Annotated in this window: 8 protein-coding genes; all 8 read right to left on the minus strand. The window is 61.1% G+C overall.

Annotated features, from left to right (window positions below):
- Window positions 1–4861: ICP22 family protein (locus HMPREF0762_RS04750; protein ID WP_040619042.1), on the minus strand; the 4861-nt coding region annotated here is incomplete at its 3' end.
- 153 nt (window positions 4862–5014) lie between these two features.
- On the minus strand, window positions 5015–5761 hold the full coding sequence (locus HMPREF0762_RS04755; RefSeq protein WP_006362350.1) for a class C sortase: 747 nt from the start codon (window positions 5759–5761) through the stop codon (window positions 5015–5017).
- Complete coding sequence (locus tag HMPREF0762_RS04760; RefSeq protein ID WP_277071079.1) at window positions 5758–6621, minus strand: class C sortase; 864 nt, start codon at window positions 6619–6621, stop codon at window positions 5758–5760. The genes HMPREF0762_RS04755 and HMPREF0762_RS04760 overlap by 4 nt, the downstream gene beginning before the upstream one ends.
- Window positions 6622–6732: 111 nt before the next feature.
- Complete coding sequence (locus HMPREF0762_RS04765; protein WP_006362352.1) at window positions 6733–8385, minus strand: SpaH/EbpB family LPXTG-anchored major pilin; 1653 nt, start codon at window positions 8383–8385, stop codon at window positions 6733–6735.
- Between the two features lie 105 nt (window positions 8386–8490).
- On the minus strand, window positions 8491–9057 hold the full coding sequence (gene lepB / locus HMPREF0762_RS04770; RefSeq protein WP_006362354.1) for a signal peptidase I: 567 nt from the start codon (window positions 9055–9057) through the stop codon (window positions 8491–8493).
- Window positions 9044–9727: a hypothetical protein gene (locus tag HMPREF0762_RS04775; protein ID WP_006362355.1), complete on the minus strand. Its 684-nt coding sequence runs from the start codon at window positions 9725–9727 to the stop codon at window positions 9044–9046. The genes lepB and HMPREF0762_RS04775 overlap by 14 nt, the downstream gene beginning before the upstream one ends.
- A 177-nt stretch (window positions 9728–9904) precedes the next feature.
- Window positions 9905–11701, minus strand: coding sequence for a helix-turn-helix domain-containing protein (locus HMPREF0762_RS04780; RefSeq protein ID WP_006362356.1), 1797 nt, complete (start codon window positions 11699–11701; stop codon window positions 9905–9907).
- Between the two features lie 1053 nt (window positions 11702–12754).
- The gene (locus HMPREF0762_RS04785) at window positions 12755–14209 is read right to left on the minus strand and encodes a response regulator transcription factor (RefSeq protein WP_040619044.1); all 1455 of its coding nucleotides are present in this window, start codon (window positions 14207–14209) and stop codon (window positions 12755–12757) included.
- Between the last annotated feature and the right edge of the window lie 96 nt (window positions 14210–14305).

Consider the following 14305-nt stretch of genomic DNA (forward strand, 5'->3'; position numbering starts at 1 on the left):
CGCGCCTGAAGGGCGACGAGACCACCCAGCAGCCCGCGGCCTCCGAGGCGGCCGAGGCCAGCGGCCACAGGGAGTGGTCGCAGCCCGCCGGGCAGGCGTAGAGCTCGAAGGCGGCGCCGGCCAGCGGCGCGCCGTCCCTGTCGACCTTCACGAAGGAGAAGGGGGCCTGGGAGGCTCTGACCGTCGCCTTCACCGGAACGGCGTACACCTCCTTCGGTATGGTCGCCGTGCTGTACCCGGCGTCGTTCTCGTAGACGTCCTGGTCCTTGTTCCCTGTCGGATGAAGCGTGACCGTAATCCTTGCCTGCGCATACGGGCCGATGCCTGTTCCGATGAAACGGAACATCGTCGGCGCCGCGCCCGCCGGCAGCTCCAGCGTCGTAATCCTGCCCGCGACGGTCGCGGATGCCGACGTATAGGCCGGCGAGATGCCGAACGGGTCGCCCTCATGGTCCCGAACCGAGGCGTCCTCGGTGTAGTCCAGAGCGTAATTTCCCGCTGCGTCGTTGAGCCGCTCGACGGTCACGGAGGCCACCTCGTAGTCCCCATGGAAGGAGCTGCCGCGCAGGTCTCCGTCGTAGGGCAGCACGTCGAGGATCTCCATGTTATCCAAGGTCTGCGCGCTGTCGTTGGTGTAATCGATGGTGAAGGCGATATCCTCGTCGACGTCGAACTCCGCTTCGTCTCCGTGCAGCACCCCGTCTTTCATAACGCCGTCGACGATGGTTGCGGATTCCAAGGCGATGATTTTGAGAGAGGTTGTGGAGGAGGCCTCGTCCTTCACGCCGGAATCGGTGGTATAGGTCGCCGCTACGCTTTTCAGCGTCTCCCCGTCGTGGACGTCGTTCTCCAGGTTCGCCTCGTCGCCGATCTTGGTGCTGTAATGAATCTCAGGTATCTCTTTGCCCAACTCGACGTTCGTCAACTTCCAAGTGAGCGTGGTAGTCCCGTCCGCATGTTCTTCAATCGCCATGTCGACGCTTCCGATGGTCGTCGCAGACGTCGGAGCGCCGGCGACCGTGCCGTTGTCCCGGAGCTTCACCCCGCCCGTCACGCTGCCGCTGTGCTTGGAATCCGTCGGCTGGACGTACGTCCCTCCCAGATAGGCGGTATCCGGAATATAGGACAGCCCCTTGTCCAGCGTCGCCGTCACCGTGACATCGCTCGTCTTCGTGTAGTTGCCGCCGAACAGGACCTTCGACCGCAGCGCATAGTCCGCGTAGCGCTCGCCGCTCGGGACGAAGTAGGTCTGCTTGCTCTTTCCGTTCTGCTCGTTCGCGATCCGCTGCTCCGTCCGGCATTCCTCTCCGAGGATGTAGACCGTCTTTCCTGACCGCCAGTTCGTAGAATCAGAGTCAGCGGTGATGTCGTATCTGGCATTCCTGATGCAGTTCCCGTTGCCGTCGTAAGCCGCGGGGTAATAGTAGGAACCCATTACCCATGTCGCGCCGGTCGGTACGTCATAGTTAGGCCACGACCTGTCATAGTCTGTTTCCACCATGCTTCCGTCGGCACGGTATTTCACACTGGAGGCGAGGATGTGCGTGACCGGTCCGTCGAACCCCTCATTGGATTTCGCGACCAAGTCAAACACAGCGCCGACCGTTTCGTAGTCATTGTAATAACCGTACTTAAGGTCATCCCTTTGAAGCGCTGCGATATCGATGTTCCTGATCTTGAAATACAGGCCGCAGCACAACGCATCCTGCCCCAAGGTGGCATGGAGCTCGTCCATGGAGGAAAACAGCTGGAATCCACCGGCTGCATAGTTCGACGGGTTGTAATACCTCATCCTATCGAGCCCATCCCACTGCACCCCAGCCTGATCGTGTCCTACGTAATACACCGAGATATCGAAATAGGGGTTCGTGAGAGGAACGCCATCCGATAGGCCCACATTTGCTTGGATGCTCCCCTCGTCCACGTCGAAGACCCTGCCGTCGAATTTGACGAAGATATCCTCGTGAACGAACCCATAGGTTGCCGTCGGAAACGCATTTCCGTGTACGGACACGCTGTATGTATCGCCGACATGGATCGTGGCATTGTCTCTCAGGCTTACGTATAAGCTGGCGTCGCCGGTGCCCCCATAATTTATAGGCAAGAAATTCCTGTTGTCTGAGACCGTTTCCGGTTGAAATACGGCGTTTGGATCGTCGTGGGTCTGCCTGTTGATCTTGAACGTGCCGTCGGTGCAGACATCGGTATATCTCTTTACACCCGGGCCGCCTGCCGGTGTCGCCCCGTTCCAATGGAACGGCTGGTATACCTCCACCACGCCGGTGGCAATCATGTTCTGCCCACCATCGAGCACGTCGTCGTTTGCGGCGTTCGTCGGGAAGATCCCGTCCGTCTTTATCCCAGAAAATTTGACGTGGTAAGTATTGCCGCCTCTTGGCTCGACCGAGATCGTTCCCGAATCGAACGCGGAGTTCGACCTATCTCCAATATCTTTCCGCGAATATGGCAATCTGTACTTATTGTTGCCATTGCCCATTTTCATATAGAGCATTTCACGGTTCTGCGTGCCTTGAGCTTCCTCCGTGTAAAGGCTGCAATCCCACAGCACTGTGTTCGCCAAAGGGACGTAGCTGCTGCCGTCGAAATAATACTCGTATGCCTTCAGGTCGAACTCGCAGTTTATCTCGTCTTCGACGAACAACCCCCTGTCGCCCTTTTTCGCATCTTTCACCACGGAAACGTACACCCCGTAGGACTCGATCGAGCCATGGTATGGGGTGCTTTCGGAATTCATGGCGATGGTCCCTGCCGCGTAATCGGCGGTACCTACCTCCCATGTGAAATCTTTAATCCCGACGTTGTAATTGGCCTTGCTGCTCACGGCGGTGTCCGTAGGCGTGACCGTCTTCTCCTTTCCGGCATCCAGCCAGCACTTGATCTCCGTCAGATTGACGTTTGTCCCGTTGGCCATGTTCTTTACGGCCACGGCGAGTTTCATGGTTCCCGTCGAGGGAACGGCATATGCCTTGCCGCCCGTGTCCAACGCGTAATAGCCCGTCAAGGTCTGGCTTGCGCCGTTATCCGTCACCTGGGCATCCGTGAGCCAGGACATGGCGCCGAGGTCGAAGGCCGCCTGCTCTTTCGGCAAGGGTAACGTCGCCTCCACATAGAGGTTCGCTTTCTTATATCCGCTGAACAGGCCTTGGTATTTGTCCGCCAGGTTCAGCGTGTAGCCGACGCTGTAGAAGACCGTGTCGAAGGAGCGCACGACGTCGTTTGACGCCGAGGAGTCGTTGCCCGCCGAGTCGTCGGCGTCGAAGGGCGCGGTGCCGGTGGCCTTGGACACGTTCAGGCCCGAGACCTCGCCCGTGCCCGGCACGTAGTCCTCGGCGACGCCGCCGGCGGGCGCGTCGGTCACCCCGATCTCGACCACATCGCCGTTCGGGAACGCGCAGGAGAGCCTCTCCTCGGTGGAGAAGGGCGCGAGCGACGCCAGCCTCCAGTCGTCCCCCTCCCGCTCCACGGAAAGGAGGGCCGGGTCGCTGAACTCGCAGGAGACGACGTCGGAGGCCTCGCGGCCCACCGACAGGCGGGAGAAGACCTCGGAGAGCAGGACCGAGGACTCGCCGGCGATGGAGAACGTCCCTCCGTCGAAACGGAAGTCCACCGTCCAGGTCACCGCGCAGGTCGGGAAGCCTTGCGTCACGGCGGACATAGAGGTGTCGCCGCTCTCGGCGGCGTCGAGCCTCTCGACCGTCTCGGCACTTTCGTCCAAGCTGTAGAGCTCTGCATCGCCCTTGGGAGCGTCGACGCCCTCGAACGTCATCTTGACATCGCCGGCAGGCTGGACCTCCTGCCCATCGCGCGTGAGTTTGACGTCGTAGAGCCTTGTCTCGCGGCGGGCGCCGTCCGCAGGATCGTCCGCCTGCGATTCGACCAGCTCCTGCGCCTTGGGATCATCCACGGGAGCGACGCTGAGCGTCAATTCGTCCGCAGGGCAGGGCAGCGTCCCCGCCGGCGCCTCGACGGTGACTTTCATGCCATCGCCGGCATCCGCGGTAAGGGTGGCAGGTTCCGTCTGGACGGGAGAAGCGTCCTCGGCCTTATCCTTGGCCTTGGCATCGTCCTTTTCCTCGGCAGTTCCGTCCTTCGTATCGGCAGCGGCCTTATCTTCGCCGCCCTTGCCGTCCTTTTCCTTCTCGGAATCGGCTTCTTTGCTTTCAGGTTCGTCAGGCGCGGGCTTGGCGTTATCGGCCCCTTCGCCGCCGGTCTCGGCGGCGGCCACGTCAACGGTGGCATGCGGGCGAGCCTCCGCATAGGCATAGCCTGAGAAAGACGCGGTCATCACGTAGGTGCCCGCCTGGTTCGCGTCATAATCCCCTGCCCACGTCACGGGGATATCGACCATGCGGCCTTGGATGGCGCCCTGCTTGTCGGAAGCGAACCACGACGCCTCGCCTTCCCCTAGGCTGCCGTATACGCGGTAGACGGGATCAGTGGCCTCGTCCGAGTCGTTGTCGCAGGAATACACCACCCTATCGCCGGCGGCGTAGAGGGCGTCGGCGCCTGCAGGAGCGGCATAATGCCGCTGATCGGCATCCTTGGACGCAGGCGTCGCCTGGACGAAGGAATCCGCATCCTCGTCCTTGTCGAGCTTCACCACGGCGACAAGCTCATCGGGCAGCCCCGCCTTGTCCAAAGGCGTGCCGTTTTTCACGGAAAGCGCCGCCACGGGATCCTTCGCTTCGAAAGATGCTATCCGGGGCACCGCGTCGACGTCGGCCAAAGCGATGACCGCCAGCGAGACGACCATGATCGCTGCCGCCAAAACGCCCGCCGCCATGACAGCGACGAATCCGGCGACGTCTTTGATGTTCCTCGCTTCTCGACGTGCGTCCATATCATTCATCCCTTCTACCGGCTCGATCGGCCGTTTCAACCCGTCGGGCTCCTGCGCGGATCGCCGCGCGAAGCATCCCTGAAAACCATGAATCCTTTCCGCGAGCCAGACAGCCGCCTGGTTCGCGGAAAGCTTCACGGTGCCCGCCTGCCGTCATGTCCTGTCGCAATAGACCACGTAGCGCTTCTCGCTGCTCCCATAGGGATGGCAGGTGATGAGCGTGACCATGTCCTCTCCTTTCCGTATGAGGATCTGCCGTATATCGTTCGGAGCGATGACCTTCGTCTCCCGCACGCGGTAGGTGAGGGTGCCCCAGGGGTTGGTCACGCGCACCTCGTCACCCGGCTCCAGATCCTCGATATCGCGGAACATGGCAGCCGACCAGGCACCCCGGTGGGCTGCGATGACGCAGTTCGTGTCAGCGCCGCCGATAGGCATGGAGGTCTGGGTGAGCTGCACGGCTCCCAAGCTCATCTGGTCGCTGGTGGCGCCCAGGTACAGGGGCAGCGTCTGCCCGATGGCCGGCACCTCGACGTAGCCGATCATTTGATCGGGAAAGCCGTAGGCGCGCAGGTCTATCTCGCTTCGCTGGTAGCTCCATGCGTCCACCAGGCCGGATTGGCCGTCATCCGCGATGCGCCGGTTATAGGCGACCATATCCGCGTATAACCCGTCCAGATCGAGAAAGCCCTCTTCCGAAACGTTTCGGTTCGTCGAAAGCCCTTCGGCATCCTGGCCCATCGAAAACACGTCGGCCCGTTCCATGCGGATATCGAAATCCCGGGCCGCGCGGTTCGCTTCGTCCGCATACATCCACTGGGCCGCATGGGGCAGAAGCAGCAGGACGATCCCACCGACCGCCAAGATCGCGGCCGTTATGCAGGCCGCCCGCCGGCTCATGACGATCCGCCTTCCTGCGAGCCGCCCCCCAGGATCAGGTCGATGACAGCCTGCCGGCGCCGCTCGTTCCTGCGGCTCCTGACGGTTATCGCCGTCACGACGATGACGACCGCGACGGTGGTGACGGCCGCGGTGAGGGCGATGGCGAAGGGAGCGCTTGATCCCGTTACCGCCTCGATGTCCTCCTTCTCTTCGGGGATGTAGTCCGTGCGCTCGCCGCGCACCAGCAGGCGATGGGAATTTATCCCGTAAGGCGTGCAGGTGAGCAGCGTGCAGTAGTCCTTGCCGTCCACGCGCCGCAGCGCTTCGGAATCCTCGGGCTCGACGACGAGAATCTGATCCACGCGGTACGCCAAGGTGCGATCCAGAACGTGCACGTAGAACAGGTCGCCTTCCTCGAGCTCGGTCAGGTCGGTGAACATCCGCGCATGGGCCAGGCCCGTATGCCCGGTGAGCACCGCGTGGGTTCCCTCGCCGCCGATGGGCATCGACGAGCCTTCGAGGTGCCCGATGCCCTGCTGCAACGTGTCCTCGGCCGTCCCGTGATAGATGGGCAGGCTCACCGATATCTTGGGTATCTCCACGGTTCCCATGGCGTTGCCCAGATCGAGGACGTCATAGTAGTTGTCCTGCATAGCCATGCCCGTTCCCTCTATGAAAGGGTCGTGCACGGGATTGCCCGACAGGCTCTCGTTGTACTGAACGGCCTCCTGCCACTCGGCATCGAGCGTCTCCTGATCGACCTCCTCGACGAACTCGTTGTAGCTCTCCGATGCATACGATCCGTTCACATCCGAGAGATACATCGCTACGGAGGGGTAGGCCAACAGGCCTAACCCAGCCAGAGCGAGCGCTATCACCGAGAGGATCCTTCTCATTGCCTTCTTCCGAAACGAGCACCAGCCGGGGACGGAAAACCGTCCCCGGCGGGCTTGCGGAGCTCTGCGTTGCAGGTCGCAGAGCGGGATCGGTTACTTCTTGACGACCTTCTTCTTGCGGGACGTCAGAATGATGGCGACAGCTGCGCCGACGAGGACGATGCCGCCGACCGTGAACAGGATCGTTCCGATACCGCCGGTCTTAGGCAGGGTGAAATCGGTGGTGTTGAATATGCTCTGGGTCACGGTGTAGGTGGTCGCCACGGTGGAATTGTCTTCCGTGAAGGACACCTTCACAGGATCGGACAGCAGATTGTAGTTATTGGGAGCCTGGGTCTCGACCAGCCAATAGCTCAGATAGGTCTTGGCGCCCTCTTCGTATGAGGCGGTTGCTGGATTCCAGGTTATGGAAGACGTATAGTCGGCGACGCCCGCAAAGGCCGCGGAACCGGCGCTGTCGGTGGTCTCTTCCCAATCGGTGGCGGCGTCATAGCCGGCGGCACCGTAGTCGAGGATCTTGCCATCGGCGGCCTTGCGCAGGAAACGGCCCGCTTTGGCGTTGGCCTCGGAGGTGGCAAGCTTGAACTTGGCGCCTGCCAGCTTGGTGTTCTTATTCTTGGCGTCGGCCTTGTCGATCTTGATCTTACCCGAATGAATGGTGGTCTTCGGGGTGTTGGTGGTCTTCTCTTCGCCGAAGCGGTTGATGAACTTGACCGTCGCCTCGTTGTCGGCGGTGAGCGTGGCGCTGGAGGCCAGCTTGTCGTTGACCGTCGCGTCGAAGGTGATGTTGACGAACTTGTAGCCGTTGTCGAACAGCAGCTTACGGCCGTCGGCGGTGAATTCGACGGTCAGCGTACGAGTGCCCGCGTTGTAGGTCACGGTGTAGTTGCCCGCCGCGGGAATTGTGGTGCCCGAGCCGGCGGCGACCTTGGTGGCGGAGCCTTCCACCTTCACGGAGCCGTCGACGAAGTCAAGGGCAGGATCCATCACGTCGTTGACGCTGTAGGCGATGACCGCGTTCTCGGTGGGGACATCGGACCAGATGTCGCTTGGCACGGAAGGCGTGATGGTATAGGTCACCGTGTCGCCCACGCTGACGGCTTTGCCGGTCTCGGCGTTCTTGGTGGTGGTGACCTTGGACTCGGCCTTATCGGCGCTGGAGGATTCGTTCTTGGGATAGGCATGGACGTCGGTGATCCAGGACTTGCCATCGGCGCTGGTCATGGGCACGGGGCACACGAAGGGCGCGGCAGGGCTGGTCACACGGGGATCGCCGCCCTGTTCGACCACCAGGTAGTAGCCCTTGTCGAAGGTGGTCTTGGGCGTGGTGCCGTCGGAACCGGTGGTAAGGGTCTTCACGAACGTGACGTCGTAGGTATTGCCGTCGGCATCCTTCATCTGGGTGTTGCCGTTGATCAGCGTGTACGGGGCGGCGCCGGGCAGCGCGCCGTTGAATCCCAGGGTCTGGTTGTTGACGGCGGAGATCTTGTACACATCGAACTTGATGTTATCAAGCGGCTTGGCTCCCGCGTCGATCAGCTGCTGGATCTGGGCGGGGGTAAGGGCGCTGCCGTCGTTGGGATCGAGGGCCTTGCTCGTGTCGGACATCAGCCATTTATGGATGGTCATGGTGCCCTGGTCGGGAGGCAGCGAGTCGACCGCCCACGCCGAGAGGGGAACCATCCCCACCGCCAGCGCCACGGCCAACAGGAGAGCCGCCGCCCCTTTCTTGATGATAGAGGTCATCGTTCCTGTCCTTTCCTTCTTCGTCTCCCACCGGATTCGGCGAGATGCGCCTCATGGCCTATCTCGCCGAATCCGGCCCTGTCCTATGGTCATGGCCAGAGGGCCTTAGCCTCCCAGCCGAAGAACCGCAATGACCCTCCCGTCTATGCGGGAACGTTCAACGGGACCGAAGCTCCTGCTGTCGCGGCTGCGATCCCTGCTGTCGCCGAGAACGAAGTACTCGTCTTCGGCCAGCGAGAGAGGCAGCGAAACGGCTTGCTTCGCCTCCGTCGCGCCCACCGCGTAGGGCTCGACCAACGGCATTCCGTCCACCAAAACGGAACCTCCTTCGAGATCCACGTCCTGGCCCGGCGTCGCGATGACGCGTTTGATGAGATCGGTGCGAAACCCGTTCCCGACCAACACGACATCCCCTGCCGCATAGGTCCTGTCCATGCGACTGAACAGGACCAGATCGCCATCCTGGTACGCGGGCTCCATGCTGGAACCCTCTACCAGCGCCGCCCCGAAGAGCACCCCGAAGAGCAGATACGTCGCCAAGGCGGTGGCCCCGAGAGCGACCAGGAACCTCCTCGCCGCCCGTCGCCGGGCCGCCTTCCCGATGCGCTTTCGAAGCACCGGGTCGAGAGAGCCGGCCGAAACGCCGAGGGAGCTTCCGTTACTCCCCGGCATCGAGGGGGCCTATTTTCTCCTTGAACCGCGCGAGGGCCCGTTCGTGCACGAGGAGCGTCTTCTGGGTGGAAACCAGCAGCTCGTTGCGAGCGGCTTCCAACCGGGAAATGTCCTCGTCGATGCGGTCCCTCTCGGCCAAGGCGGAAACCTGTATCTCCTGGGCCTTGTTCCGGGCATCCGAAATCAAAACGTCCGCCTCTCGGCGGGCGCGGGCCTCCTGGTCTTCCTTGATGCGGGGAAGAAATTGGGAAAGTTCTTTGATCTCGTCGTATCTGCGCTCGTATTCCTGGCGTATCTCATCCAGATCGCCCCGTTCGGCCCTGAGGTTTTCGACCTCCTGCTGAAGAGAGGTGACCTGGGCGGCAAGTTCGTTCGACGCAGCCATGATGGCGGCTTTCTCCGCTTCCAGCTCGGCGATGCGCCCATTGCGCGCTTCCTCGGACGGTTCCGAAGCCTGCGCACCTTCCGAGACCTGCGCATCGCCGGCGTCCGCATGCGCTGTGCCCGCATGCGTTGCATCCGCGTGCGCCGCCTCGCCGAATTCCGCCTCGTAGAGCCTGCAGATATCCGCGATCTTCTCCAGGGCGTCGACCTCGTCGATGCCCCCGAGAGCCTTTTTCTTGAACGTGATGGTGCTGACGTATGCAGCCACGGATTCAGGCAACGGCATCAGGCGGCTCCTCCTTTATCCTGTTCGGTCGTCAACGCTCCCTGCGGAACAGAGCAGACGAGACGTCACGGCGTTCAGCACGCCTTATGCATCCCCTCATAGATTCTATCGACCGTCAGGAAGCATGCCGATGACCTCGTCTGGCAACCGCATGCGTTTATTTCGTTGCCTCGTCCGTCAACTCCGCGGCAGGCTTGAGCACGACCCTTCGAAAAGGGCGCGGGTCGCTTGGACGAGATGAGGGTGGCATAGGAGGAAGTGGGTGACCGGAGACCGTCCTTTGATGAAAGCCGCCCAAGCGTCGTCGCATACGACGACGTGCAGGTTCCGATACGGGGCGTGCGAGACGGAGGCTACGGAAAGGGAATCGAACCGCTCCTGGCAGGCGCAAAGCTCCGCAATGTGCCTGGTATAGTCGGAATAGGCGTAGGAAAGAGGCTTTTTGCATCGAATGCTGGGAGAGACCAAGGTCACAGGGCGCTCCTCGAAGGCGGTGCGGGAGAGAGTCGCCATATTGACCCTGACGGAACCATGCGCAAGGAAAGACTCTATCAGGGCGCGTTCCCGACGGACATCGGCCAAGACGAGACGCCCCTCCCGTTCGCCGACGCCGGAATTCGCCAAGATGCGTTCGAGCAACTCGTCGCTCATGACGAACACAGGGGGCGAAGTCACGAGGATAAGCAGTTCCGAAGCGCGGGGAAGATCTTCTTCGATGGCTTTGAGAAAATCCCGATTATGGCTCTCGTCAAATGCTTTGACCAGAGGCTTCGCAAGCTCAAGCATGGCTGCGGCGCTCTCTCCCTCTCGTGCGACATCCTTCTTTCGCCGCACCAGACGGGCCTTCGCGAACTCGTGCCTGCCGCGCACGCAGCTTCCCGTGAGAACCGCCGCCTTCGACGCCATGAGAAGATGATGAAAGGGCTGACCGGCGACTTCGGGAAGGTAGTGCCCGGATATCTGCCCGGTCATATAGAAGGGAACCCAAGCCTCGAGACCCGCGATCAACTCGCCCAGAGGGCGATCGAGGCAATGGACCATATCGAGATGGACGCCGCGCTTGAGCAGGAGCGCCACACCTGAGACCCAGCGTTTCATGAAGGACTTGTCGGCAAGCGAGGTTTCGATGGGAAAGTCGCTGTAGATCAGCATTTCGCGGGCGTTGCGCGCCATCAGGGTGGCCATGAGGAAATCGAGCTCGCCTTCCCGCAGCTCTCTTTCTCCCAGGTAGTCGCGCTGAGGGGGGATACGGAAAGGAGCAGCGGGCAGAGCGATGCTGCTCAGGATCCTTCGCCACGTGTAGTCTGCCGGGCTGAACTCGTCCAAGGTTCGCGCGAAGGAAACGATGTCGCGGGACGCCTCCCGCTGTCCTTCCATGAGCCAATCGAGAAGAGCGATTTCAAGGCCCGCCCCGGGAAAATCAGGCGCGCACGACGCGGGAACCGACCGGAAAGATATCGCCTGCTCAATCGTGCGCAGGTCGGCTTCGGAGGTATAGGTGCGGGAAATGTAGCCAGCCAGCCCTGCGGCAAGCACCCGAGGATCCCCGGGACGCCTGCGTCCTGTCCGTATCCGCGAGAGATGGGAGGGATCGTGATTGAGGGCGTTCGAGAGGTCGGAAAGCGTGATGCCCAGCGCGTCGATGAGAGCGTTCATGCGCTCCCTGAAGAGCTCGTAGTCGTATTCGGGCTGGTCCGACCGAAAGCTTTGGGAAAGTCGACGGGAGATTTCCTCGATGAGGGCCACGTCGAGACCTGGTGGGGCGGAAGTGTCGGCGAGGGAAATGCCGGCAGAAACCGCGGATGCGCGGACGAGAGCTTCCGCAAGCTGAGGGATGCTTTCCTCGGAAGGCAGCCTGCTGCCGTTTCTATACCGGCTGATCGTGGACCTTGAAAGCCCCGTCAGATCTGAGAGATCGACCGCGCAGCAGCCCAGTTCATCGATGCACCTGCCGAATTCCTCAGCGAAGCCCATACCCAGCGCCCCTTCATCGTTTCCCTGCCCGCGCGAAACAACGGTTGAGATGACTTTCCCACTCGTCGGTGCCGAAACGTTTCCCGCCCACATGGCGATGCGATAGATCGCCCGTATCCAGGGAATCGAGGCGCACGGTGTCCGCCAGGAGCGATCGAAGCCGTATGTTACCTTGATTGCCCCAGTTCAGAACCACAACATACCTACGCTCCGCGGCCCATCCTATCACACTGCTCTATGAGGACCGCACGTAAGCTGAGCGCCAAGGATATGAAAAGAAGCACCTGTCGACGGTAGATGACAGGTAACGGCGATCGGCGACGATAAGCGGCAGTGGGCCAGATGGCGGCGAAGAGCGAACGGGCGTCAACGATAGGGACGATGGGTGGGGGGTGAAAAGTGAAAACCCTCTCTACTGCCAAAATATCAAAGCTTGGTATACCCTATAGGGGTATATTTTCAGCATATATGTTGTAATAACAACTTAATTTCATCCCATTAGGAGCATTTTCGTTGTGAATACAACAAAATTAGTGCCCGAGATTCTCTAAACAGCGATTTTTTGTCATCGGCGTCGAATTCGATGGTCGAAAAGGGGCTATACCCCCTCTCCTTTCGAAGCTTTTAGAGGATTACCGCACCGACTCGATTACCTTGTCGGCACGGCATAGCCAAGACGCCAACGAGCGATTCCGATTGTCAGTGTCCTTGCGGCATACGAATCTTCATGCTCGGTATGCCCTGTCAATGCAGCGGCTCGTTACGGCAAGTCGTTATAGCGCCTGATGCCGAAGGCAGCCCGCCAGATGCGGGATGTCATCCGCTCGCTGCGACTCGTTACGGCGGCTCGCTAGAGCAAGGCGCTCGTCGCAGCGGCTCGTTAGGACGACTCGTCGCAGCAGCTCGTTGAGGCAGCTCGCCGCACAATTCGCGACAACCCGTTGCGGATCGCCATGGCTCGTACGACAGCCTGCTGCAACTCGCCGCGACCCGTTGCGCACTGCAGCTCGCCATGGCTCGTTACTAAGGCTCGCAGCGACCTGTTACGACCCGCTATCCGTTCAAGGGCGCCGCATTCTCGACCATGTCAATGAGCTCCTGTTGGGAATGGACGCCGAGCTTCGCATAGATGTTCGCCACATGGGTCTTCACCGTATTGCGCGACAAGACCAGCTTCTCCTGGACATACGCCGCGTTGCGCCCACGCGCGAGGTATCCCATGATCTCGTGCTCGCGCGGCGTGAGTCCGCAATCCGACGCAAGGGCGGCGCACGAACCCGCCATATCGAAGGTCGCGCCTTCGGGAAGGGTCGACAGCTCCTTCAGGGGCCGTACGCCGTCGATCGTCTTTTGGAAGCTGAACTCCTTCAGCACGATCAGATTCACGGCGACGAACGCCACCAGCACCGCAACCATGCCGCATGACAGCCAGAGCGGCTCCGTCTCGGTATTCATGGCGTGGCCCGCGAGCGCGCCGACGATCAATCCCGCCGATGCGACGGCACGCCCCCTGGCCACAAGCTCGACCGCGCCTACACGATTGCGAGCCCCGAGAGATGCGAGCACGTACCACATGAGCACTTCGAAGCATTCGCTTCCCGCATACAGGGGACCGGCGGCGAGAACGGCCGATCCAGACGGAATCCCGCCTTGCGCCAGCATGAGCGCCATGGCGAAACCCGTTACTACGAACAGCGCGGCAACCTGGTATAAGACATCAGCCTTAGGCATAGCGGGAAGAAAGACGAGCACCAGGACAATGGCAAGAGGAACAAGGGAGAACATCGTCTGGACGGGAACCCCGTCAGACGCGCCGAACGCCAGCGCGAACCCATAGGCGAATCTGAACACCAGAATGGCGATGAACAGACCATGCGTGAGCGGGAGAAAGGACGAAGGCTCGGTGATGTGCGATACCGCTTGGGGGTCGCTCACCCTCATGGCGCCGAGAATTTCGAGAGCCGCAGGCCGACAAGCCGCATACGTAAGATACGGCAGAAAGAGCAACGCAACCATGCATGCCGAAAAGGATGCATGGGAAAACAGGATGCGCAACGCATAGCTCGCGCAGTACGCGGTCGCGATGGAGAGCATGCACGCCCGCGCCCGCAGGCAGCAAAGCGATATGCCCGCAAGCACCGTCACCCATCTCGTAGAAACGACCCGCAGAATCGCGCCGATGAGCAGCAGAAGCGGATCTGATCTCAAAATGCCCAACACGATGAGCGCAAAGGCAAGGGAATAGGACGCGAGCGATGCCACTGAGATCCGTTGCTCGTCCAAGAGAATCGGCCGACGCGACGCCGTGAACGCTATGAGCGCGAGCGTCGCCACGCCCGCCACGGACGCCGCCTCACGTGCAATCGGAAGTATGGCCGCATAATGGGGGAGCAGAACGGCATTCACAAGCCACACGCCGAAGAACTCGACCATCATCGCGAACGTGCAGCGCAGCCAGATAGCCGGCTTGTCGCCGACGACCGATCTGACGGTCGGCTTTTCCTTCATGCGTTCCCCTCCTCCGTCGAACATGACGAGAGTATCGCAGAGATGACCGTGCGACAAGGAGAAACGCATCCTAGTACCGCTGGGGTGAGAGCCGAT

Origin of the sequence: Slackia exigua ATCC 700122 (assembly GCF_000162875.1) — a bacterium.
Lineage (GTDB): Bacteria > Actinomycetota > Coriobacteriia > Coriobacteriales > Eggerthellaceae > Slackia > Slackia exigua.